Source organism: Aquabacter cavernae (assembly GCF_003993795.1).
Lineage (GTDB): Bacteria > Pseudomonadota > Alphaproteobacteria > Rhizobiales > Xanthobacteraceae > Aquabacter > Aquabacter cavernae.
This window is the reverse complement of record NZ_RWKV01000001.1, coordinates 297,085-318,885: the sequence shown is the minus strand read 5'-3', so window position 1 is coordinate 318,885 and position 21,801 is coordinate 297,085. Positions and strand designations below refer to the sequence as shown.

Here is a 21,801-nt window from a genome sequence, read left to right as displayed (position 1 = left end):
CTCCATCATCCGGGCGGCTCGGTCGCAAGACCTTGAGAATATCTGGCAGGGCCTGGGGTGGCGAGTATGGCCCCCATGGCTCGCACACCCAAATCCCCTTCGGCCGCCAAGGCCAACACCGCGCCGGAGACGGCGCCGAAGTCGCCCGCGCCGAAGTCGGTGGGGGAGACCAACGATATACCCCAGGGGGCGTCTGGTACGGCTCGCGAGGCCCCCAGCGCCGATAGCGGTGCGGACACCCTGCAGGTGCCCGCCGGGACACAGTCCGCGCCCCCGCCCAATTCCGAGGACCAGCCGCCCGCGTCCCTGATCCAGGACGTGACCCCGCCGCCTTCGGATGCTGATGCCGGGGCGACGCAGGAGCTGCCGCCTTCCGTCCCTGAGGCGGCGGATCCGGCGCTGGCCATCGGAGAGGCCGGGGAGACGCTTACGGCGGCCGTACATCCCCGCGAGAAGCTGCGCGAGCTGGCGCGGGCCGGCGCGGTCAAGGATCTGGCATCTTTCGAGCCCGGCGACGAGTTGCCTCCGCGTCTGCGGTTCCTGGACGTGCAGATTGACGTTCTGGCGTGGGACCTCGGACCGAGCACGCTCGTCGTCGTCTCCACGGACGGACGGAAGTACACCGTCGATCGCGAGACCGGCGAGGCGATCGACACGGCCACCGGCGAGGTGGTGCTGTGACGGGCCTCCTCCACGGTCACTTCCTGGAGGCCGCCGGAGATGCCGGCGGCGATGTGGTCGGCTCCGGCTCCGGCGCGGTGCTGGAAGCACAGGAGACCAACCGTTTCCGCGTCCGCATCATGCGGGCCGGTCTCTCCGGAAACGGCAATTTCTATCCCGACGCTGCCTTGCGCGAGGGCGCCCCGCTGTTCGAGGGCGCGCGTGTCATCGTCAAGGGCGATGCAGAACACCTGGCGTCGCGCGGCAAGGATCCGCGTGCCGTTCTCGGCCGCTTGTCCGGCGTGTCGTTCGTGCCGGGCACCGGTGCGGACACCGGGACGCTGGAAGCCACCTGGGACGTGCTCGATCCGGCCGACCCCATGGTGACGCGGCTGCGTGAGGCGGTTTCCCGAGGCATGGGCGACCTGTTCGGCCTCTCCATTGACGCCCGTGCCACCTACCAGGCGCGCAAGGGCGTCCGCCATGTCGGGCGCTTCACCCGCGTGAATTCCGTGGACCTCATCGTTGAGCCCGGCGCCGGCGGGCGCGTGCTCGACGTGCTTGAGGCCGACCCCAACACCACCACCCAACAGGACGAGCCCATGCTCCGCGAATTGCTGCTCAAGCTGCTGAAGAAGCACCGTCCGGCCTTCCTTGAGGGGCGCGCCGACGACCAGATCACCGACGCCGAGCTGCAGGAGGCGCTGTCCGGCGCCTTTGCGGAGAGCGGCCCCCCCATCGTGGCGGGCGTCTCCCGTGATGATCTCACGGCCGCCATCCAGCTCCTGGAAGCGCGCCAGACCGCCCGCGACCAGGTGACCCGGTCCACGCTCCCCGACGAGGCGCGCACCCGCGTCCTGGAAGTCCTGGAAGCGCGCGGCACCTATGTGCCGGCGGATGTCACCGCCGCCATCACCGCCGAGCAGGCGTATGTGGATCGGTTCTCCACCGCCGGGCGCGTCCAGGGCCTGGGCGGCGTGGGCCGGATCCAGACCGGCGAGACGCGCGCAGAGAAGACGCGCGCCATGCTGGAAGCGTTCTTCGACCCGAACCACCGGGATCACCGGCACGCCCGGTCCATCAAGTCCTGCTATGTGGCGATCACCGGCGACGAGCGCGTGACCGGTCAGATGCGCAACTGCGACGAGGGCCTGATGCGCGAGGCCCTGGACAGCACCAGCCTGGACGCGGTGCTGGGCGACAGCCTCACCCGCCGCATGGTGGCGGACTATCGCACGACCTCGGTCTATGACGTCTGGCGCCAGCTCACCGGCGCGCCCGTCGCCATCGCGGATTTCCGGAAGCAGCAGCGGACCCGGTTCGGTGGCTACGGCGATCTGCCCGCCGTCGCCGAGGGCGCGGCCTACGTGCCCGTCACGTCGCCCACCGACGAGGTGGCCGAGTATGCGGTGTCGAAGCGCGGCGGCACGGAGTCGATCACGCTCGAAATGATCAAGAACGACGATGTGAGCGCCGTCCAGCGGATCCCGCAGCGCCTGGCGCGAGCGTCCAAGCGCACGCTTTCCAAGTTCGTGCTCGATTTCATGCGGACGAACCCCGTCATCTACGACACCAAGGCGCTGTTCCACCTGGACCACGGCAACCTGTTCACGGCTGCCCTGGATGCGACGAGCTATGCAGCCGCCCGGCTCGCCATGCTGAAGCAGGCCGAGGCCGGCTCCAATGATCGGCTCGGCATCGGCCCCCGCAATCTCTGGGTGCCTTCGGACCTTGAGGAGAAGGCGGCGGACCTGTTTCGCCGCAATACCAACAACGACGAGACGTTCGTTCAGTCGCTCAAGCCCAACATCATCCCGGTCTGGTACTGGACGGACGCCAACGACTGGTGTGTGTCGGCCGATCCGCTCGACATTCCCACCGTCGAGATCGGCTTCCTGGACGGCGAGGAAGAGCCCCAGATCTTCGTCCAGGACAGCCCGACCAACGGCAGCATGTTCAGCAATGACAAGCTGACGTGGAAGATCCGCCACATCTATGGCGCCGCCGTCGCCGACTTCCGGGGCCTTTCCAAGTCCGTCGTGGCGGCCTGACGATGCTCCAGGATCTGCGGACGCTGGTGGATGACCTGGTGCGCGATGTGGTGGGCCGCCTCGGCGAGGAGGCCCGCGACCGCGCCATTGGTCTCGCGGTCGTACAGTATGGCAAGGATCGGCCGCGCACCCGCGTGTCCGACCTCACCGTCCAGGACACGCCCGCGCCCCGCCATCTCGCCCTGCCTGACGGGTGGGACGAGGCGTCCGCAGCTCTCACCATCGAATATCCCCTCGGCTCCGTGCCGCCGCGCACGGTGCCGCGCCATCTCTGGGCGCTCCTGGACGCGCCGGACGGGCGCGTGATCGGCCTGCCCGACGAGATCGGTGCCGGCGTCGTGTGCCGGCTGACCTGGTCGCTGCCCCACGAGCTGACCGAGACGGTGGACACGATCCGCCTCGTGGATCGCGAGGCGGTGGCGCAATATGCGGCGGCCGTCCTGCTCGACCAGGTGGCCGCAATGACGTCCGGCGACCAGTCGAGCCTGATCCAGGCGGACGCGGTCGATCACAAAGAATCCGGCCCCAATTACGCGGCCCGCGCGGGCACCGCTCGGCGTCGATATCACGACCTTTTGGGCATTGACCCCAAGCGCGTCCAGGCGGCCTCCGTGACCGTCCATCCGCCCCTGCCGTCCACCACGGGCGGCAGCCGGCTGCTGTTCCGGCGGGGGCGCAGGTCGTGAGCGAGCCCCACACCCTCTCCATCAACATCCAGGTCGTGGACGCGGCGCTGGCCGCCGCCCCGGACATCCTCCTGGAGGAGCTGGCGCCGGCCATAGTCGAGGGCCAGTTGCTCCTGGAGCGCGAGGTGCGTGAGCTGACGCCCGCGTATCAGGGGCTGCTTCGGGACTCCATCGGCGCGCAGCCGTTGGAAATGAGCGGCACCGTCATTTCCGGCTCTGTAGGCACCGCTCTGGCCTATGCGTTGCCCGTCGAGCTGGGCGCGCGGCCCCACATGCCGCCGGTCGAACCGCTGGTGGACTGGGTCCGCCGCAAGCTCGGCAAAGGCGGCAAGGAAGGACGCGGCGTCGCCTGGGCCATCGCCCGGAAGATGGCAAAGAAGGGTACGCCCGGCCGCTTCATGTTTAGGGACGGGCTCGCCGCCACACAGGGCCAGATCGGCGAGCTGCTGCAGGCCGCCGCTGCCCGGGCGGTGCGGAGGATCGGGCAATGAGCACCGTTGCAGTCCGTGAGGCCCTGGTGGCGCTCCTGGAGCAAATCCCGAACATCGGCCGTGTCCACGGCTACGAGCGGTTCGGGAAGACCGAAAAGGACTTCCTGGCGCTCTATGCCACGGACGGCATGGTGCGCGGCTGGCGCGTCAGCCGGCCGGCCTCGGGCCGCCGTGCGCTGCTCTCCGGTCGCACCTTGGTCACGGACCGATGGGTCGTGGTCGGGATGCTGGGGCTGAAGGACGAGGACGAAAGCGAGATCGTCGCCTGCGACCTGGCGGACGCCGTCATCGCGGCCGAACGGTCGGACCCGACCCTGGGCGGCGTGGTGCGTGGTGTGTCCGTGGATGGCGCGACGGGGATGCAACTCGTCACCATCGAGCCGGTCATGTTCGCCGGTGTGCTCTGCCACCGTGTGACGCTGACGCTCGACGTCCAGTATTACGCCGCCGGCCCCACCGGCGCCGGCGGGCTCGACCAGCTCGCCGGAGCCGCCGGGCGTCTGGTTGGTGCTGTCGTGCAGCGCCTGCGGGATGAGGATCCCGCCGCCGTGCTCAAGGCCGTAGAAGGCCGCATCGCCTGGGACGCGGACGATGCGCCCGCCGACCTGCCCGGCGCCATCGTCGTGCCGATCCGGGACGACGCCACCCCGGACCCCGAGACCAACACCTATCGCCAGCGCGTGGACCGCGCGATCGGCGTGATCGTCATCGCGCCAGCTCATGCCACCACGGGCGACGGCGCGCTCGTCGCCGGCGGCCTTGAGGTGCTGCGGGAGACGGTTCGGATGGCTCTGATCGGCTGGCAGCCGGACGGCCTGGACATCCCGCTGCTCTATGCGGGCGGCGAGCCGGTCCCGACCGCGCCGGGCCTCGTGGCCTGGCGCGACACCTACGTCCCCTCTGTCTTTGTGGAGACCTGACAATGACCGCGCAGCACGGCGGCTCCTACATCCTCGACCCTAAGACGGGCGAGCGCACCCTTGTGGCGCGCACCGTCGAGCCGGGCGAGACGCCCATTCAGCCGCCGGCCGAGGCGGCCCCGGACACCGCGCCGGCCGAGACCGGCGACACCGCCGCCGGCGACGGCGACACCTCCCGCAAGCGCCGCCCGGCGGCCGGAAAGGACTGAGCATGGGCCGCCGTTTTTGGCGCAGACTGGCCGTCACGGCCAAGATGGAGACCACCTATGGCACGGACGCGGCGCCCACGGGCGCGGCGAACGGCATGGTGATGACCAACGTTACCCTCAACCCACTCCAGGGCGAGGAAGTCAGCCGCGAGCTGATGCTCGCCTATTTCGGGGCGCAGGCGGTGCGTCTCGTCGGCAACTATGTCGAGCTGGTGGGCTCGGTAGAGCTGGCCGGCGCCGGCGCCGCCGGCACTGCACCTGCCTACGGCCCGCTCCTGCGAGCCTGCGGCATGTCGGAGACCATCGTTGCGGCCACCAGCGTCACCTATGCGCCGGTCACCGCCTCGCAGGAGTCTGTATCGGCCTACGTCAATTTCGACGGCGTGAACCACAAGCTCCTGGGCGCGAAGGGCACCTGGTCGCTGTCCATGGCCCCCAAGCAGATCCCGCGCATTCAGTTCACGCTGCGCGGCCTCTGGGCGGCGCCGGCGGACCTGGTTACGCCGGCGGTGCCGATGTTGGCTTGGAAGGACCCCCTGACGGTGGGCGAGGGCAACACGACCACCTGGTCCCTGCACGGGACTGCCGGCCTCGGCGAGAGCTTTGCCTTGGACTTCGGTAACACGGTCGAGGTGCGTAACCTGGTCGGCGCTGACAGCATCGAGATCACCGATCGCAGCGTCACCGGGACCATGGTCAACCAGGCGGACAATATCGCCGCTAAGGACTGGTTCGGCATCGCGAAGGCCCACACGCGTGGCCCGCTGTCCATCGTGCACGGCATCACGGCCGGCAACATCGTCGCGATCGCCGCGCCGCAGGTGCAGCTCGGCCGCCCCAGCTACGGCAACACCCAGGGCATCACCAATCTGTCCCTGCCGCTCACCTGCGTGCCGAACGCCGGAGACGACGAGCTGACCCTCGTCGTCCGCTGATCCGCCCTTTCACGCGGCCTTAAAACGAGGTTTTACGATGTACCAGGTTTCCGATCAGCACCTGTTCTGGTGGCCCGCCACGGCGATGATGCCGGACAAGGAAAAGCCCGGCCAGTTCAGGTCCCATGCGTTCCAGCTCTACTTCCAGGAGTTGGATGAGACCCAGCTCGAAGAGATCGAGGCCGAAGCGATCAAGAAGGGCCAGCGAGTTGAGCCCGCAGTGCTGAAGGCGGCAGTGCGTGGCTGGAAGGACGTGGTCGGCCAGGACGATTCTCCGCTGACATTTTCCGAGACCAACCTCCTCGCTGCGATGCGCTTCGCTGGCTTCCGGGTCGGAGCCTTTCGCGCATACCGCGACGCCATGAACGGCGAGGCCGCCCGCCTGGGAAACTGAGAGAGGCGGCGCGGGCCTGGGCCTACGCCACCACCGGCCGGGCAGACACGAGCCGCCCCGTCGAGTTGGATGACGACCTGCGCCGCCAATTCGCTGCCCTCGGGGTGGCGACAGATCAGCTCCCTGCCGCTCCGACCGCCCGGCCTGTGGTGGAGGTGTGGCGCTCCAACTGGTCGGCCCTGCGGCTGTTCTGCGCGGCCGGCACCCAATGGCGCACCGCCGGGTCTATGGGCGGCATCGGGTGGATCGGCCTGGACTACCAGGCCGTCGAGCTGGTGGAGCGCCGCCTCGGCATCGGCCCGGTCTCCTGGGCCGATTTGCAGGTGATGGAGGGCGCCGCGCTCGCCGTCCTCAATGCTGGTGACACATGAGCCTCAAGCTTGCCATTGAGATCACGGCCAACACGACCGGCGCCCGGAAAGGCGTCGGCGAGGTGCGTGCCGAGTTTGAGGGGCTTGAGCACGACGCGCAGGGCGCCGCGCAGGCTGTCGATCACCTGGTTGATGTCCTTGATGACGGCGCGGCGGCGGCACGCCGAACGGGTGCGGCGGTTGACGATCTGGTGGACGCGCTCCAGGACTCGCGCGCGGAGGCTGGTCGCGCGGTCTCGGCGACGCAGGACGCGGCCGAGGCCCACCAGATCCAGGAGCGCAACGTCAAGGCGGCAACCGCCGCCCTGCGCCAGCTCACCGCCGCCGAGCGGGACGCCGCACAGACCATGCGCGGCGCCAACACCAACAGCCTCAACAGCGCGTCGGCCATCAATGCGCGCCTCGGCGTCCGTGACACCTTCGCCTCGGCCGGCCGGGCCGAGGACATCGCCGCCTATGGCCAGGCGCTGGACGATCTGCGGGCCAAATACAGCCCGCTCTATGCCGCTGGGCAGGCGTACAAGACGCAGCTCGCAGAGATCCGCGACGCCCAGCGCCTGGGCGCTCTGTCCGCCCAGGAGGCGGCCGTCCAGATCGAGCGCACCAAGACGGTCTTCGCCGCGCAAGCGACCATGCTGCGGGCGCGGCAGACAAGCGGATCGTCCACCTGGTCGCAGCTCCGGCCCGATCAAAAGTTCGGGGTGGCCCGGCAGGCACCCGATATCTTCGGGACGCTTGCCATGGGCATGTCGCCGGGCATGGTCGCGGTGCAGCAGGGGCCGCAACTGGTCGAGGCCGTGGGCGGCTTTGGCAATGCGGCAAAGATCGTTCGCGAGGCGATCACGCCCATGCGTGCCCTCTTGGGGGGCATGACGGTCGCGTTGGGCGTCGGCGCTTTGGCCTGGCTCGACTATACCGGGCGGACGCGGGAGGCGTCGATCGCCGCCCAGGCGTTCGGGACCGCGACCGGGACCACGGCGGCCGACATCGAGCGCGTGGCCGCGCAGGCTGCGGCGGCCGGGAACCTCTCCACCAATGCCGCGCGCGAGATCGCCACGGGCCTCGTGCGCTCCGGCAAGATCGGATCGGATCAACTGCTTGGCCTGACTGCCATCGCCAAGGATTTCGCGGCGGTGCTCAAGACGGACGTTGCGAGCGCCAGCGGCAAAATGGGCGACTTTTTCGGGGATCCCGCCAAGGGGGCGGCGCAGCTCCGGCAGATGGGCCTGCTGGATGGGGCCACGGAGCGCCTGGTCAAGCGTCTGAGTGAGCAAAACCGCGTCACCGAGGCGGGCAACGTCCTGCTGTCCGCCGTCACCCCGCGCCTGCAGGGCGCCGCCACCGCCACCACCGCCATTGGCCGCGCGGCCGAATGGGCGGGGCGCATGTGGGACAATATGTGGGGCTCGGTGGGCTCGGCCGTGGACCGCCTGTTCGGTGGCGGGCCGGATAGCCTTGAAGGCCGCTTGGCGCAGCTTCAGGAGAAGCTGCGCAACATGCCCATGCTCGCCGGGCGCCTCCAGAACTCCAACCAGCGCCAGGCGCTGACCGCCGAGATCACGGACCTGCAGGAGCAGATCCGCCTGCGCAACCGCGTCCAGGCCAATGCGACCACCGCCGCCTTGGATGACAAGCGCGGGTCGGCCGCCCTCGATGTCGCGCAGGGCTCGCCCGCCAACGATCTCAACAATCGCCGCCGCGAGTTGGAGACGCAGATCGCGGCCCTGCGCGCGGGACAGGGCGCCACGGGCCTGTCGGTCGCGGAAAACGAGAGCATCACGCGGGCGATCGAGGCCAAGGAAAACGCACTCAAGGGCCTGTCCACGGCTCAGGAGCGACAGAGCCAGCTCGACCGCCTGGACAATCAGATCTCCCGCGAGCGGGATCCCGTCGCCAAGGCGGACCTGATCGCCCGCCGTGAGCGCCTGGCGCTGGCAGGCGAGGAAATCACCTCGGCCGAGATCGAGATCCGCGCCAACCAGGCGCGGACCAAGTCTCTGCTTGAGACCTCGGCCGCGTCCGGAGAGGCGGCCCGGAGCCTGCTGGCCAGCCAGCGCAACACGACCGAGATGCTACGGCTGGAGATCTCCCTCCTGGGCCAGAGCGAGGACGCCCGCGCCCGCGCCATCGCGCTGTTGCAGGCCGAGCAGCAGATCCGGGACCAGCAGATCGGCAAGGGCAGCCCGGCGGCCGAGCGGATCCGCGCCCAGGCGGTCGAGACGGCCGACCAGCAAACGCAGCTATCCCGCCAGCAGGACGCGATCCAGACGTTTCGCTCCATGGGCGAACAGAGCTTCGACGCGCTGTCCGACTCCCTGGTGACCAATGGCAGCGCCTGGAAGGATTGGGGCTCGGCCGTCCAGAGCATCCTGGGCGACGTGGCCAGCACCATGCTGCGCCTGGCCGTCCTCAACCCCCTTAAAAATAGCCTGTTCGGCACCAATTACGGGACGTCGGCCGACCTTGGCGGCGTCGGCGGGATCATCGGCAAGATCTTCGGCGGCGGCGGCTCCAGCTCCAGCTCCAGCTCGGCGTTCACCATGGTGACGGGCGGCGCGGGACCGATGGCGGTTCCGACCTTTGCAGCGGGCGGCATCACCACGCGCAAAAGCATCGCCGGCGAGGCGGGGCCGGAGGCGATCGTGCCGCTGCCCGATGGCCGACGCATCCCTGTCGAGCTGCGGGCCGGTGGCGCGCAGAGGGGCGGTGCCCCCCAGGTGAACGTCAACATTCAGAACAGCCACTCGGGCGCGGCAGTCTCCACCGGCCCCGCGACCATTGGGCCGGACGGCTCGTTGACGCTCCCCGTGATGATCAGAGAGCTGGCGATCGCCGCGATCATGGATGACGCGGCTGCCGATGGACCGGCCACCCGGAGCCTGGGCGGACGCTTCGGGGTGTCCAGCGCCGGAGGGCTCTACTGATGAGCCTGCCCGCCTGGCCCGCCGGCCTGCCTTATCGCTCCGAGCTGCGCGCCTGGTCTGCCGTCCCGACGCGCGGGCCGCGTGAGACCGAGATGGAGCGCGGCAATGTCCGCCAGGAGCGCCGGCCCGGCGCCCGGCGCGGCGAATATGCATGGGCGCACACCTTCTCGGCCGCCCAGCTCGTCGTGTGGGAGGATTTTCTCGCCGACATCGAGGACGGGACGGCGCGCTTTACGATGCTCGTCGCCATCCGTGGATCCGCCTACGACACGCGGGAGGTGGAGATCGTCGCCGGCTCGCTCGCCTATGCGGCATTGCCGGGCGGGCGCACCACAGTGAGCATGCGCTTGCGCGTCTATCCGGCCGGCGCCGCCGGCGCGGTGCTCGCCTCGGCCGAGTGGCCCGCGAGCCTGCCTTACCTGCCGTCGCGCCCGGCCTGGGGCGGCGCGCCGGTGGCCACCTGGCGCGAGACCGAGATCGAGGACGGCGCGGTGCGCTCGGCGCATCGGCCCATGAGCCGGGTGGGCTCCTGGGGCTGGGCGGGGGATTTCTCGCCCGCCGAAATGGAGACGTTTGTCGATTTCCTCGACCAGATCGGCCAGGGCGCGGCGCGCTATTGGATGCCGGTTGCGCTCGGCGGCGGCCGGGTGGAGATCCGCCGCGTCCAGATCGTCGCCGGGTCCATCAAGTATGCGCAGGCGGGCGACGGCTACACCACCGTCAACATGGAGATCCGCGTCTATCCGGCGGGCTTGGTGCCGCCCATGGCTGTCATCGGAGGCATATCCGGGGCAACACTCACGGGGACGGCGCCGGCGGGCGCCACAGTGGAGGTCGTCGTCGGCACGACAACGGTGTCGGTGGTTACCAACGGCACCGGATCGTGGGCCGCAGAGCTGCCGGTGAGTACCGGTGATTATGACGTGAGGGTTCGCGCCATCGTTGCCGGCTCGCCGCGGCCGTGGTCAGTCACCCAGCGGATTACGGTCGCCCTGCCGGCCGCGATCTCAGCCCTGCTGGCGCGTATGACCATACAGCCGAGCGCGGCGCGGGTGAGCGCCATCGGCACGCTGGTTCAGTCTCTGATCAGTGCGGGGATCTGGGCGAAGCTGGATGTCCTCTACATCCTTGCCGCCCATGACGCCCAGGCGGCGCGGCTGAACTGGATGGCGGACCTCTACAACCTCACCACGGTCAACGTCCCGTCCTTTGTCGTGGATCGGGGCTATGCGGGCGCGACGAATACCTATCTCGCCACCGGCTACAACCCGGCCGTCCACGGCGTCCGCTACACCCGGAACGACGCCCATATGGGCGTCTGGGACCTGACCGACCGCGCGGCCGGCAACATCGTTCCGGCGGGGACCTCTACGGGGACCGGCATTCAGGTTGGCATGTTGCACCGTTATTCGACGGATCGCGCCGCCATCTCCGTCAACGACCAGTCCTCCACATTCGCGAACGCGAACTCCGAGGGATTCTTCGTCGGGAGCCGCCGCTCCTCGGCGACGCGCAGCGCCTACCGAAACGGCGCCCTGCTGGTGGATACGGCCGCCACCAGCGTGGCGATCCCCTCGATGCCCGTGGACCTGCTGTGCTTCACCTATAACGGCGGCGCCGCACGGGGCTACTGGTGCACCGACCGGATTGCCGCGTTCAGCATGGGCGGGGGGCTGACGGCTGCGGAGGTGGCCACCTTCCATGCAGCGCTCCGGACCTATCTCCAATCTGTGGGAGCGGTGGCATGAGCGACCCGTACACCGACGCATGGGCCGAGGCGGTGGCGAGTGCGCCTGCGGACGTGGATCTGCATGTCACCCTGGAGCTGCAGCACCCGGCTATTATCGAGGCGGGCTTGCAGATCGCGGTGCGCCTGGTGCTCGATGAGGTGGACCGGGTGCTGGGGATCGAGCCCGGCGCGCTTTTTAATCCGGGGACCATGCAGACCTTCCGGCGGTGCGCTTTCTCGGCCTCCGCGCCGGAGGTGGCCGTGGGCCGTACGCCTGAGTGCACCGTCACCATCGACAATGTCGCCGACCAGCTCACGCCCTACCTCAACGCGGCCATTGAGGTGCGGGCGGATCTGCTCCTGGTCTATCGCGAGTATCGCAGCGACGTGACGGCCGAGCCGTCCTATGGGCCGATCGAATTCGTGGTGCGCCAGGTGACGATCAGCGGCAGCACCGTGACCGGCAAGGCGCGCCTGGCCGACCTCGCCAATCTCTCCTTCCCGCGCCGGATCTATCGCCCGGCGCAGTTTCCGGGGCTGCGGGTGGCATGACGCGCACACAGATCCTCTCCGACCTGATCGGCCGCCCCTGGAGCCTCACGGGCGAGGGGCCGGAGGCGTGGTCCTGTTACGGCCTTTTCAGGCACCTTCAAGGAGCCTTGTGGCGCCGCTCTGTGCCGTTCATCGCCATCCCGGCCGAGGTGGACCTGCGCTGGATCCAGAGCCAGTTCGACGGCCAGGCGCTGCGCAGCGCCTGGCGCTTTTGCCCGCTCGCTCAGGGCGGGATCATCCAGGCGCGGGACGGGGCGGCGGTGCTCATGGCCGGGGTGGACCGGCCGCACCATATCGGCGTCTGGCTGGCGGCCGAGCATGGCGTGATCCACTCGGATGATCGCGTCGGCGTGATCTTCCAGACGCCGGCCGAGCTGCGGGCGAGCGGCCTGCCGCGCCAGCGATTTTATGAGGCCCGATGATGGCCAGCATCACCCACATCATCCTCCCCGGGTACGAGGTGGCCACCGTCGCCCCGCGCCGCCGCGAGACGGTGGCCCGCGCCCTCAAGCGCCTGGGCTGGCGCTTCCGCCTGCCCACCATCTGCGTGATCGACGGGGCGCCTCTGCTGCGCGCCCGGCGCGGCTGGGCGCGGCGGCGGATCCGCAAGGGGGAAAGGGTGGAATTCCAATCCCGCCCGCTGGGCGGCGGCGGGAGCGGCAGCAGCAGCTCGTCCACCACCAAGAGCGTGGTGGGCCTGGTGGGGCTCATTGCCCTGTCTGCCCTGGCGCCGGGCATCGGGACGTGGGCGGCGGCGGCAATAGGGATGTCAACGGTCGCGGGCGTTTCGACTGCGATTTCTGCCGCCGTGGTGGCGGGCGGCGCCTTCGCGGTCAACACGCTCGTGCAGCCGCGCCCGGCGAATGCCGGCCAGCAGGCGCAGACCCCGCTCTATGCGTTCGGCCAGCAGACCAATTCCGCGCGGCTGATGCAGACGATTCCCGTCCGCTATGGCCGCACCAAGGTGGTGCCGGACTTCGCGGCCCAACCCTGGACCGAATATGTCGGGCAGGATGAATATCTAAACGTGCTCTTGGTGCACGGCCTCGGCCGTTACCAGCGCCACCGGATCACCATCGCCGACGCGGTGCTGTGGGACGCCAGCCAGTGGGCCGAGTGGGGCCACGTCTCGCCGACCTTCAGCGACGTGCAAGTTCAGCTCCTGGAGCCCGGCGACACGCTGACGCTTTTCCCGGCGTCCGTGACCACGGCGCCGGGCGTCTCCGGCCAGGCGCTGGATGATCCCGGCGTGTGGGTCTATGGCGGCATCACCAACCCGGCCGGGACGAGCGTCAACCGGCTGGTGTTCGACTTCGTGCTCCCGCAGGGCTGCTACATCCCGAATGCCCAGGGCGTGGCGGGGAATTTCGCGACCCACAACCAGGTGCAGATCCGCGCCGTGGACGTGACGGGCGCGCCCACGGGTGTGTGGACGACCGTGGTGGACGAGGCCAAGTGGCTCGCCACCAAAGAGCCCTACCGCATGTCCTACAGCGTGGACGTGGCGGCGGGGCGCTATGAGGTGCAAGCGCGGCGGGTGGTGGCCTCGGCCGCCTATCCCGGCGCCGTGGACACCATCCAGTGGGCGGCAGCGCGGGGCTATACGCCGGGGACGCAGACATTTCCGGGCCTCACGGTCACGGCCATCCGAATGCGGGCGACGGCCCAGCTCACGGCCAATGCGGCCCTGCGCTGGGGGCTGGAGGATACGCGAATCCTGCCGGTGTGGACCGGGAGCGGGTGGGACGACCAGCCCACGCGGTCGCCCGCTTATGCGGCCTACGACATCGCCACCAACACGGACTATGGCTGCGGCCGGCCCCTCAACAAGGTGGACGCCCAAGCGGTGGTGACGCTGGCGGCTACGGCAGCCAGCCGGGGCGACTGTTTCGACTATGAGTTTCGGACGCGTGTCCAGGCCACCGAGGCGCTGGACACGGCGCTGGCCGCCTGCCGGGCCAAGCATCGCTGGATCGGCGATCAACTGAGCCTGGTGCGCGACCAGTGGGTGGCCCTTCCCAGCATGATGATCACGGATGGCGAGATCATCCGCGACTCCTTCAGCGTCGATTATCTGCTCCAGGCCGAGGACGCGGCGGACGCGATCATTGTCGAGTATCTGGACGAGACCACGTGGTCGGTCCAGGAGGTGCAGTGTCCGCCGGACGTGGTGGCCAGCAACCCCGTGCGCGTGCAGATCCGAGGGGTGGGACAGCGCGCCCATGCCATGCGCGAGTGCGCCTTTTTGTGGCGCCAGCACACGATCCGCCGGGCCAAACCAACGGCGACCATCGCGAGCGAGGGCCGGCTCTTGGCGCTAGGATCTGTGGTGACGCTGCAGAGCCATGTGCCGCAGAGCTGGGGCGCCTCGGGCGAGGTGGTGGCGCGCGCGGGCACCACGCTGACGCTGGAGCCGGCGGCGAGCTGGGGGAGCGGGCAACACTACATCCAGATCCGGCGGGCCAACGCGAAGCCTTTCGGGCCGATCAAAGTCACGCGCGGCAGCTCGGACGCGGAGGCCGTGCTTGATGGCGCGGACCTCGCCCTTGTCCAGAGCCAGCAGGGCGTGACGCTGGATCAGGCGCTGGCGCGCCGGGCCGGCGCCGATCCCGCGAGCTGGGCGCTTGGGCTGGGCACCGCCTGGCAAAAGCGCTGCATCGTGCTGGGTGGCGCCCCGGCCGGGACGGGCCGCACCAAGCTCGCCCTCGTGGTGGACCGCGAGGACGTGCACGACGACAGCGGCGACCCTGGCGACGTGCCGCCGGCGGCGAGCTTTTCCGACCCGCAGACGCCCCTGGTCGCGGGCCTGACGGCCACTCTCTCGCAAAACGTCCTGGAGCCGGTGCTCGCGGCCGACTGGTGGCCGGCGGCGGGCGCGCGCCATTACATCGCGCAGATCTCCTATGACGGACGCACCTCCTGGGCGCACCTGGCTCAGCCCTTCGCGCCGAAACTGTCGCAGGTGGTGGAGCCCCGCGCCTTGAGCCTGCGCGTCGCCGCCGTGGGCGCCTCGGGCCTGCCGGGGGCCTATAGCGTGGTGGATCTGGACGCACCGACGATCGACGCAATGCTGGTTCCCGGCATGGACATGGTCCAGGGCAACCGGGATCTGATCAACAACCAACTGCGCGGCACGAGCGAGCAGCAGTCTCGCGACATCGATCTCCTTGCTGGCTATGTGGCCACTTTGGGGGCGGCTGTTGAGGCGTCGCGGCTGGCCGGCGAAAGCCGAGTAACCATTCTCGCCGAAGCTGAAGGGGCAGCCTCCCGTGCGCTGGTACAACAGGAGGTGCTCGCGCGCGTGGGCGCAGACGAGGTGCTCGCGGCGAGCATCTCCACGGTGTCCGCCACCCAGAATGATCCGGCCACGGGCCTCAGCAAGGCGCACAGTCGCATCAACGACGAACAAAACGCTCGGGCGAGTGGGGACAACGCCCTCGCTACCCGAGTTCAATCGGTCGAGAGTGCGCTCGACGGCGTTAACGCGTCGGTCAATGTAACTTGGGTAACGGGCGCGTACCCGAGTGGGGCCGCTGCGGGTTGGCAGTTGAATGTCAAGGCTCAGAATGTAAACGCTGGATTACGCGCTATCGCGCGATCAGATGGAACTGGCTACATTGCCATAAGTGCCGATAAATTATTTATAGAGTCCCCCAGCGGAAACCCATTTGCTGTATTCGACACAAGCAGCACGGGGAACGTTTACATTCGCGCAGATATGTATTTGGACGGATCGTTTACGTCCAACAAATTTGCCGCTCAGAGCGTTACCACAAACATTCTTACTATCGGCGGCGTGACCACGGATCGGATTTATCCGCAGGCTGTCACCAACGCAGCGGTTACCTATTATCCCACGGCCACGGGAGGGCAGTTCGGTGCAGTCTCGATAACGCGCATAGCGGGCTCATATGCAGTCTTTGAAGCTCGATTCTTCCCGAAATTCAAAGATTACATCAATACTTCAAAGCGCATTTATTATTATCTCGAGGTGCGCGTTGTTCGTTCAGGCCCGAATGGCACGAGCTACAGCGGGGCGACAACGTACCTTCTGCCAATTCAATATTTAGACTCCGCCACCCCTAACCCAGGATGGCAATATTTTGTCGGTGAGCAGGATATTAAAATTATCCATCACGACACGGACAATCTTCCGGCTGGGACCTATGAATATCGCATTGATGCGCTGAACGTGCTGCGCCGCGACCCAACAATATCTACGTTTACAGTCGAAGAAAGCACGTTCACGGCCGGATTCCGGGACGTTTACTCTATGGTTACGGAGTACAGACGATGATCAACTTCATTCTTTATACCGTGTCTACTGGCGAGATCGTCGCGACAGGCGCCGCCGGCACGCTGGATGCGGTCAACGCGCAGGCGCGGATCGGTCAGTCCGTCCTCATTGTTCCCTCCCGGACGGGGATCTCCCCTGAAACTCATTATGTGGCGCACGCGGCGGACGACGATCAGCCGAGCGTGCTCGTCACGCGCGCTCAGTAGGAGGGCGGAATGACCGTCATCAAGAGCGGCACTGTCTCGATTGCCAGTGGTTCCAACGAGGTCGTCGGCTCCGGCACGACTTGGGCAAGTGGACCACAGCCGGCGCGCCCCGGCGACACGTTCATGGCGCCCGGTTCGGCCTTTCTATCCACGATCGGGGCTGTGCCGAGCGACACGTCGCTGATCGTGGAAAGTCAGCGCGCCGGTGCCGCTATTGCGGGAGCGGCCTTCGAGATCCGCCTCGATGCGCCCGATCGCTTTTCCGGTGTCTCCGCTGTTGCATCGCTCAACGCAATGGCCCTGCGCTATGAGATGTTGGCGGCCAATATCCGCCTGCCTCTGGTCGTGTCGGTGGGAAGCAACGCGCCGCCTGGTTCTCCCGCGCTCGGAGCCTTCTTTGTCGTTGGGACAGTCCCCACCGGCGCGTGGGCGGGTTACGCCAACCAATTCGCCATCTCGGCCACGACAGGATGGCGATTTGAGGCGCCAAAGCGCGGCGACGGCGTCGCAGATCAGTCCACCGGTGACTTCTTCTTCTGGACCGGTGCGGCCTGGGTGCAGCGCACTCTGAATGCGGGCGCGCTCCGCTATGACGGAGCCCAAGTGCTCAGCGGTGGCCAGCAGACGCAGGCGCTGACGAACCTCGGCATCCCGGCGACCACTGCCGGCCAAGTCCTCCAAAATATCGGCGGTGTGCTGACAGCCCGCACCGTGGCTCAGATGCTGAGCGGGTCGACGGGCGTCGATTTCGTGGCGGGCACATGGTCGCCATCGCTCGGATCAGATGGCGCTGACCCCAACATCTCTTATTCAAACAGGTCCGGCTGGTATCTCCGGATCGGGCGGATGGTCTATGTCGGCGGCGAAATCACTGGCACGAGATCGGGAGGGACCGGGAACGCCCGGATCGGGGGCATGCCTTTTCCAGGCAACAACCAGCCCTTGCTGGTGCGAGGTTCCGGCATCAACGTGCCAGGAACTCCGTTCGGCTTGCCATCCTCTATTGGGGTTGCGTGGCTGCAATACAGCAGCGCTGCCAGTGGCGGCGCCGTCGACATGAATATTTCGGCAATATCGTCAGCGTTCGGATTGATAATCGGAGGAGTTTACACGTCATGAGCGATTTATACATTGACCCATTTCCTGGCGGGCTCGTCTACGTCTGCGCGACGGATGATGATGGCCTTACTCACCGTGAGCCGCGCCAGCCTGGAGCCGATCTGTCCGATCTCCCCGAGGCCGTGCGCGCCGAGATTGAGGCGATCTGGACACCCGATGTGGTGGCCGAATGGGCGGCCAGCCAGGCGCCCGTGCCCCCGTCCCCGGCCGCGCTCACCGCTCATGGCGCTGCTATCGTGCAGGCCCACCTCGATGCCACTGCGCAAGAGCGCCGATACGATAGCGCTCAGACTGCCGTCTCTTATCGGGATGACCCGAATCCGCAATTCGCCGCAGAGGGCGAGGCGCTGTTTGCATGGCGCTCGGCAGTCTGGACCGCTGCGCTCGCGATCCTGGCAGAGGTCGAGGCAGGCGTCCGCCCGATCCCCTCGGATGCTGAACTCATCGCGGAGCTGCCAGCAATGGTTTGGCCGCCTATGGCCTGAGTGAGGCGGGGCTCGCGCCCCGACGCGGGTGCAGCCGGCAAGCAACCCCCGCGCGACCGGAACAGGCTTTCGGTCCCTCAGAAAGGGGCCTTAAAGCCGGGATGTTAAGGAGTGGAAAACGTAAGATGCACGCGGTGCGGAGCATTGCATTTCCGGGCCGCACATGGCGCTCTCGCGGGCGCCGTGGAGATCAAGTGTCGCCGCTGCGGCACCATCACCATATTGAGGCCCACAGAGCCCGCACCCGAGCGCCCCGAGCGTCATCCTGCTGGAGACGCATCATGCGCATCGAAAAAATCGGATCGGCCACCCTCTATCTCGCGGACGCCCTCGACGTCCTCCCGACCCTTGAGGCGGGCTCTTTTGCGGGGATCCTGACCGATCCACCCTATTCCTCGGGAGGCGCCTTCCGGGGTGACCGGAGCGCTCCCACGAGCGCCAAGTACCAGTCGTCCCAGCATCGCGGCATCTATCCTGAGTTCGCCGGTGACACACGCGACCAGCGCTCCTATTTCGCGTGGTCCACGCTCTGGCTGAGCCGGGCGCGTGCCCTGACGGCGCCAGGCGGAATCGTCTGCACCTTCTCGGACTGGCGGCAGTTGCCCACCACCACGGACGCCGTTCAGGCGGCAGGGTGGGTCTGGCGGGGGGTCGTGCCCTGGGACAAGACCGAGCGCGGACGGCCGCAGCTCGGCCGATATCGCGCTCAGGCGGAATATGTCGTGTGGGGCACCAATGGCGCCCGGCCGCTCTCCGGCCCGACTGCGCCAGGCGTGTTCCGCATGCCCATACCCCAGCAAAAGCACCATATCGCCGGCAAGCCGGTGGACCTCATGGAGGGGCTGCTTGGTCCCATGGGGGGCGGGCCGATCCTGGACCCCTTCATGGGATCGGGGACGGTCGGCGTCGCGTGCGTTGCTCGGGGCCAGGACTATGTGGGGATCGAGATGACCGAGGCATATTTCGAGATCGCTTGTCAGAGGATGCAGGAAGCCAGTGCGCAACTCATGATTGACAGTGTGCGTGGATTGTAACACAGTACGATCCAACAGGAGGGCGCGATGCAAACGCTGATAGAGAACCAGTTTCGCACGGTGTCAGGTGTCGATGTTGTCGCCACTTACGAGACACCTGGAGACGGCCGCTTGCTGGTGCGTGCAACGCTGCATCGAGATGGGGCGCCCGTAGTTCGAGATGGCAAGGCCCTGGCGGGCGAATTGCTGCCCCTCTATCCGATCCCGGCCGATGCCAAGGCGAGCAGTTACTATGGCCCTATGCTCGACATGGGCGCCACGCATTACGCGAGGTTCGCGGACCTGACCTTGACGTTTGCTGGAGCCGACGCAGCGCGCCTCGACGCAGCTTGGCGCGATGGCCAGCAGCAAGCGACCGAGGTGATGAAGGCTGCTGCCGCCAAGCGTGACGCCGAGCTGCGCGCGACCCGCGAGGTGCGCCGTGTCCTTTATTGGGCTACGGGCTGGGCGGACTACCAGTTGACCGAGGCTGCCGCCGACAGGGGCGAATTGCGCATTGGCCTGTCCGGGACGTCAATCAAGATCAGCGGCCACTGCCCGTCGCTGCGGGTCATCCAGGACCGGTCGCCGGGTTGGGGCTTTTTCGCGGGCTGCGCCAACATCCTGTACGCGGTGAGCGATGAGGATTGGGCGATCTTGGTGACAGAGACGGCCGAGGTAGAGGGCGCAGCAGTGACCCGCCGTCTGAAGGCGGATAGCGCCCTGCAGGCGGTGGTCGTTCCCGCCGAAGCCGTCGCTGCATATGAGCGGTGGGATGGCGCCGCTGCCAATGCATGGGCCAATGGGGCCGAGGCAGCAGCGGCCCTTATCAACCTCTACGGGTCAGCCATTGAGGCGCAGGATCTTGGCCAACCTCCCGCACGGCTCGATGACCTGCCCACCTATCCGGCAGGTGCATGATGGCGGGCAAGCCCCAAATCCCCGAGAAGACGCTAGCCCGCATCCGTCGCTTGCACGCTGAGGGCAGCTTGAGCCTGCGCAGGATCGCCGAAGCTGTCGGGTGCAGCCTCTACACGGTGCGCAAGGCGCTCGATCCCGACTATGTGGAGCGCGAGCGCGAGCGCTGGCGAAAGGTGGATGCAGCGCGATCGCCGCGCTCTACAAGCCCGGAGCATCGGGCCTATCAGGCCGCTTACGGCGCGACGCCCGAACGGCGAGAGCAGGTGCGGCTGAATATGGCAGAGCTTCGGCGGCGGCGGCGAGAGGGCACCAATTGATCCCCCGTTCAGGTCGGTCACAGCCCCCTGAAAACCACCTTCAAGAGAACCGTCGCGCGGGTGACATTTGATCCTGCGCACGGTGACACGCGATTTTGCGCGCTTTGGGAGTTCGGCGACCTTGCGGCTCTTCCCGAGCGCCCCGCGCGAATAGCGGGCCGTGCTCGAAGCCTGCGTATGACCGACGGCACCGCGGATCTGATCGAGATCAGCCCCTGCGTCTTCGGCTTCGGTAATGGCGCCCGCTCGGGCGTCCATATTCCATACTTGGTCAGGGATGCCCGCCGCGCGGGCGATCACCCGCCATTCGCGAGCGTAGGCATGCTTCGCGTAGGGGCGGCCCGCCGACTCATCGACGATGAGCGGACCTACACGCGCCGGCAGCGGCACTCGCTCGATCAGGTCGAGCAGCAAGGGAGAGTTCGCGAGATCATTGGCGACCATCGCCCCTGTCTTCGTCGTCTCCTTAACGAGCACGGTACCCCCGGCGAGGTCAGCCCAGGTGAGACCGTTCACCCAGCGCAGGACACGCCGGCCACGCTTGCCCCTGAGAAGGATCATGTCCCCGACTTCGGAGATGGCCTCGTGAGGCTCCCACTCGCCGATGACATCCTTCTGGCGCATGCCCGTCTCGAACTGGATGGCAGTGCCGAGGGCCAGCGACAGGCGTCCGGCCTCGATCGCCCTGGGAATGAAGGCTTGCAGGTGGTGAAGCTCCATCCGGATGCGCCGCCGCTTCGGCTGCTTGAAGCGCGTGGCCTCCAGAATGCCCGCGAGGCGATCGCATCCCGCATATTCCGCGGCAGTCCCATAAGCGAACAGACGCCGGAGCATGCTGATGATGCCGTGTGCTTTGCGAACCCGTTCCGGACAGCCGGCGGCCTTGGGCTTCTTCGCCTCGTCATACCAGCGGCGGAAATCGCCCAGAGCAAGGTTCACCAGAACCCGCTTCCCAAAGGCCAATTCAATCAGGCGAAGCACCTGGTCATACGTCTCGCGCGTGTTGTGCTTCACCAACCGGTAGGGCGACGCAGCGTCGGTCTGATACAGGCGAACGAGGCTCGCGAGGGTGCCATCGAACGGCCGCTGCAGATCCCGCTTTCCGGCGCGCCAGGCAAACATCTCCGCCTGGAGGCACTTGCATTTCATCTCGATCAGCAGGCGATCCCGGGGATCGTGAAGGTCGTAATGCAGGCGTACCGTTTCGGGCTCATAGCCCGCCTTGCGGATATCGGCGCGGGCGACCCAATAGAGCCGGGCCGTCCCGTCTTTATTGCGCCGGACCTTCAATCCCGGCGCATCGAACTCATCGGAGGGCATTGAGATTCTCCATCCCATCAGGTTGCGAGACCTGAAGGTTAGAGAGGCCGTATCGACGGCGGAAGAACTCTTGAACGGCCGGCCAATAGCGCCCGCCCATGAGCGCGTCCACGCGGGGAAGGCCCTCACGCTCCAGAATGATCGCAGCCGCAGCCCACTCCTTCGGGCCCTGGCTCAGACGCCGGGCGATCTCCGCCTCGC

General features: G+C 67.6%; 20 protein-coding genes. 19 read left to right on the top strand and 1 reads right to left on the bottom strand.

Translation table 11 applies throughout. The features are described 5' to 3' along the window. The first annotated feature begins 75 nt into the window (after positions 1-75). From EJJ38_RS01515 to EJJ38_RS01425, 19 genes are all read left to right on the top strand, one after another. Complete coding sequence (locus EJJ38_RS01515) at positions 76-681, top strand: hypothetical protein (RefSeq protein WP_127088333.1); 606 nt, start codon at positions 76-78, stop codon at positions 679-681. Next, positions 678-2,711: a phage major capsid protein gene (locus EJJ38_RS01510; protein WP_127088332.1), complete on the top strand. Its 2,034-nt coding sequence runs from the start codon at positions 678-680 to the stop codon at positions 2,709-2,711. The genes EJJ38_RS01515 and EJJ38_RS01510 overlap by 4 nt, the downstream gene beginning before the upstream one ends. A 2-nt stretch (positions 2,712-2,713) precedes the next feature. Continuing rightward, a complete protein-coding gene (locus tag EJJ38_RS01505) occupies positions 2,714-3,397 on the top strand; it encodes a hypothetical protein (RefSeq protein ID WP_127088331.1) in 684 nt (227 codons plus the stop codon). After that, entirely contained in the window at positions 3,394-3,888 is a 495-nt protein-coding gene (locus tag EJJ38_RS01500; RefSeq protein WP_127088330.1) for a hypothetical protein, read from the top strand. Before EJJ38_RS01505 ends, EJJ38_RS01500 begins: the two co-directional genes overlap by 4 nt. Beyond that, a complete protein-coding gene (locus tag EJJ38_RS01495) occupies positions 3,885-4,808 on the top strand; it encodes a phage tail terminator protein (RefSeq protein ID WP_127088329.1) in 924 nt (307 codons plus the stop codon). Before EJJ38_RS01500 ends, EJJ38_RS01495 begins: the two co-directional genes overlap by 4 nt. A gap of 2 nt (positions 4,809-4,810) precedes the next feature. After that, positions 4,811-5,017, top strand: coding sequence for a hypothetical protein (locus EJJ38_RS01490; protein ID WP_127088328.1), 207 nt, complete (start codon positions 4,811-4,813; stop codon positions 5,015-5,017). Positions 5,018-5,019: 2 nt separating this feature from the next. After that, entirely contained in the window at positions 5,020-5,952 is a 933-nt protein-coding gene (locus tag EJJ38_RS01485; protein WP_127088327.1) for a phage tail tube protein, read from the top strand. A 37-nt stretch (positions 5,953-5,989) separates the two neighbouring features. After that, positions 5,990-6,346 carry a hypothetical protein gene (locus EJJ38_RS01480; protein WP_127088326.1) on the top strand — a complete coding sequence of 119 codons (357 nt, stop codon included), beginning with the start codon at positions 5,990-5,992 and terminating at the stop codon, positions 6,344-6,346. A 65-nt stretch (positions 6,347-6,411) separates the two neighbouring features. Continuing rightward, positions 6,412-6,717, top strand: a complete 306-nt coding sequence (locus tag EJJ38_RS01475) for a DUF1799 domain-containing protein (RefSeq protein WP_205666073.1) — start codon at positions 6,412-6,414, stop codon at positions 6,715-6,717. Then, a complete protein-coding gene (locus tag EJJ38_RS01470; protein WP_127088325.1) occupies positions 6,714-9,641 on the top strand; it encodes a phage tail length tape measure family protein in 2,928 nt (975 codons plus the stop codon). Before EJJ38_RS01475 ends, EJJ38_RS01470 begins: the two co-directional genes overlap by 4 nt. Beyond that, positions 9,641-11,389 carry a hypothetical protein gene (locus tag EJJ38_RS01465; RefSeq protein WP_127088324.1) on the top strand — a complete coding sequence of 583 codons (1,749 nt, stop codon included), beginning with the start codon at positions 9,641-9,643 and terminating at the stop codon, positions 11,387-11,389. The genes EJJ38_RS01470 and EJJ38_RS01465 overlap by 1 nt, the downstream gene beginning before the upstream one ends. Continuing rightward, complete coding sequence (locus EJJ38_RS01460) at positions 11,386-11,922, top strand: DUF1833 family protein (protein WP_127088323.1); 537 nt, start codon at positions 11,386-11,388, stop codon at positions 11,920-11,922. Before EJJ38_RS01465 ends, EJJ38_RS01460 begins: the two co-directional genes overlap by 4 nt. Then, a complete protein-coding gene (locus EJJ38_RS01455; RefSeq protein ID WP_127088322.1) occupies positions 11,919-12,344 on the top strand; it encodes a hypothetical protein in 426 nt (141 codons plus the stop codon). Before EJJ38_RS01460 ends, EJJ38_RS01455 begins: the two co-directional genes overlap by 4 nt. Next, a complete protein-coding gene (locus tag EJJ38_RS01450) occupies positions 12,344-16,219 on the top strand; it encodes a host specificity factor TipJ family phage tail protein (RefSeq protein ID WP_127088321.1) in 3,876 nt (1,291 codons plus the stop codon). Before EJJ38_RS01455 ends, EJJ38_RS01450 begins: the two co-directional genes overlap by 1 nt. Continuing rightward, positions 16,216-16,425 carry a hypothetical protein gene (locus tag EJJ38_RS01445; protein ID WP_127088320.1) on the top strand — a complete coding sequence of 70 codons (210 nt, stop codon included), beginning with the start codon at positions 16,216-16,218 and terminating at the stop codon, positions 16,423-16,425. The genes EJJ38_RS01450 and EJJ38_RS01445 overlap by 4 nt, the downstream gene beginning before the upstream one ends. 9 nt (positions 16,426-16,434) lie before the next feature. Further along, positions 16,435-17,544, top strand: a complete 1,110-nt coding sequence (locus EJJ38_RS01440; protein ID WP_205666072.1) for a DUF2793 domain-containing protein — start codon at positions 16,435-16,437, stop codon at positions 17,542-17,544. A gap of 143 nt (positions 17,545-17,687) precedes the next feature. Continuing rightward, entirely contained in the window at positions 17,688-18,029 is a 342-nt protein-coding gene (locus EJJ38_RS01435) for a hypothetical protein (RefSeq protein WP_420836861.1), read from the top strand. A 281-nt stretch (positions 18,030-18,310) separates the two neighbouring features. After that, on the top strand, positions 18,311-19,063 hold the full coding sequence (locus EJJ38_RS01430) for a DNA-methyltransferase (RefSeq protein ID WP_127088319.1): 753 nt from the start codon (positions 18,311-18,313) through the stop codon (positions 19,061-19,063). A gap of 27 nt (positions 19,064-19,090) precedes the next feature. Then, positions 19,091-19,963: a hypothetical protein gene (locus tag EJJ38_RS01425; protein ID WP_127088318.1), complete on the top strand. Its 873-nt coding sequence runs from the start codon at positions 19,091-19,093 to the stop codon at positions 19,961-19,963. A 32-nt stretch (positions 19,964-19,995) separates the two neighbouring features. Here the strand turns inward: EJJ38_RS01425 and EJJ38_RS01420 are convergent, their stop codons facing one another. After that, a complete protein-coding gene (locus EJJ38_RS01420; protein WP_245454057.1) occupies positions 19,996-21,600 on the bottom strand; it encodes a site-specific integrase in 1,605 nt (534 codons plus the stop codon). Between the last annotated feature and the right edge of the window lie 201 nt (positions 21,601-21,801).

Excerpts from the sequence above, each read along its gene's own strand:
- EJJ38_RS01515 (WP_127088333.1), top strand. The coding sequence starts at position 76 with ATGGCTCGCACACCCAAATCCCCTTCGGCCGCCAAGGCCAACACCGCG.
- EJJ38_RS01505 (WP_127088331.1), top strand. The coding sequence starts at position 2,714 with ATGCTCCAGGATCTGCGGACGCTGGTGGATGACCTGGTGCGCGATGTG.
- EJJ38_RS01495 (WP_127088329.1), top strand. The coding sequence starts at position 3,885 with ATGAGCACCGTTGCAGTCCGTGAGGCCCTGGTGGCGCTCCTGGAGCAA.
- EJJ38_RS01490 (WP_127088328.1), top strand. The coding sequence starts at position 4,811 with ATGACCGCGCAGCACGGCGGCTCCTACATCCTCGACCCTAAGACGGGC.
- EJJ38_RS01485 (WP_127088327.1), top strand. The coding sequence starts at position 5,020 with ATGGGCCGCCGTTTTTGGCGCAGACTGGCCGTCACGGCCAAGATGGAG.
- EJJ38_RS01480 (WP_127088326.1), top strand. The coding sequence starts at position 5,990 with ATGTACCAGGTTTCCGATCAGCACCTGTTCTGGTGGCCCGCCACGGCG.
- EJJ38_RS01470 (WP_127088325.1), top strand. The coding sequence starts at position 6,714 with ATGAGCCTCAAGCTTGCCATTGAGATCACGGCCAACACGACCGGCGCC.
- EJJ38_RS01465 (WP_127088324.1), top strand. The coding sequence starts at position 9,641 with ATGAGCCTGCCCGCCTGGCCCGCCGGCCTGCCTTATCGCTCCGAGCTG.
- EJJ38_RS01460 (WP_127088323.1), top strand. The coding sequence starts at position 11,386 with ATGAGCGACCCGTACACCGACGCATGGGCCGAGGCGGTGGCGAGTGCG.
- EJJ38_RS01455 (WP_127088322.1), top strand. The coding sequence starts at position 11,919 with ATGACGCGCACACAGATCCTCTCCGACCTGATCGGCCGCCCCTGGAGC.
- EJJ38_RS01450 (WP_127088321.1), top strand. The coding sequence starts at position 12,344 with ATGGCCAGCATCACCCACATCATCCTCCCCGGGTACGAGGTGGCCACC.
- EJJ38_RS01445 (WP_127088320.1), top strand. The coding sequence starts at position 16,216 with ATGATCAACTTCATTCTTTATACCGTGTCTACTGGCGAGATCGTCGCG.
- EJJ38_RS01440 (WP_205666072.1), top strand. The coding sequence starts at position 16,435 with ATGACCGTCATCAAGAGCGGCACTGTCTCGATTGCCAGTGGTTCCAAC.
- EJJ38_RS01430 (WP_127088319.1), top strand. The coding sequence starts at position 18,311 with ATGCGCATCGAAAAAATCGGATCGGCCACCCTCTATCTCGCGGACGCC.
- EJJ38_RS01425 (WP_127088318.1), top strand. The coding sequence starts at position 19,091 with ATGCAAACGCTGATAGAGAACCAGTTTCGCACGGTGTCAGGTGTCGAT.
- EJJ38_RS01420 (WP_245454057.1), bottom strand. The coding sequence starts at position 21,600 with ATGCCCTCCGATGAGTTCGATGCGCCGGGATTGAAGGTCCGGCGCAAT.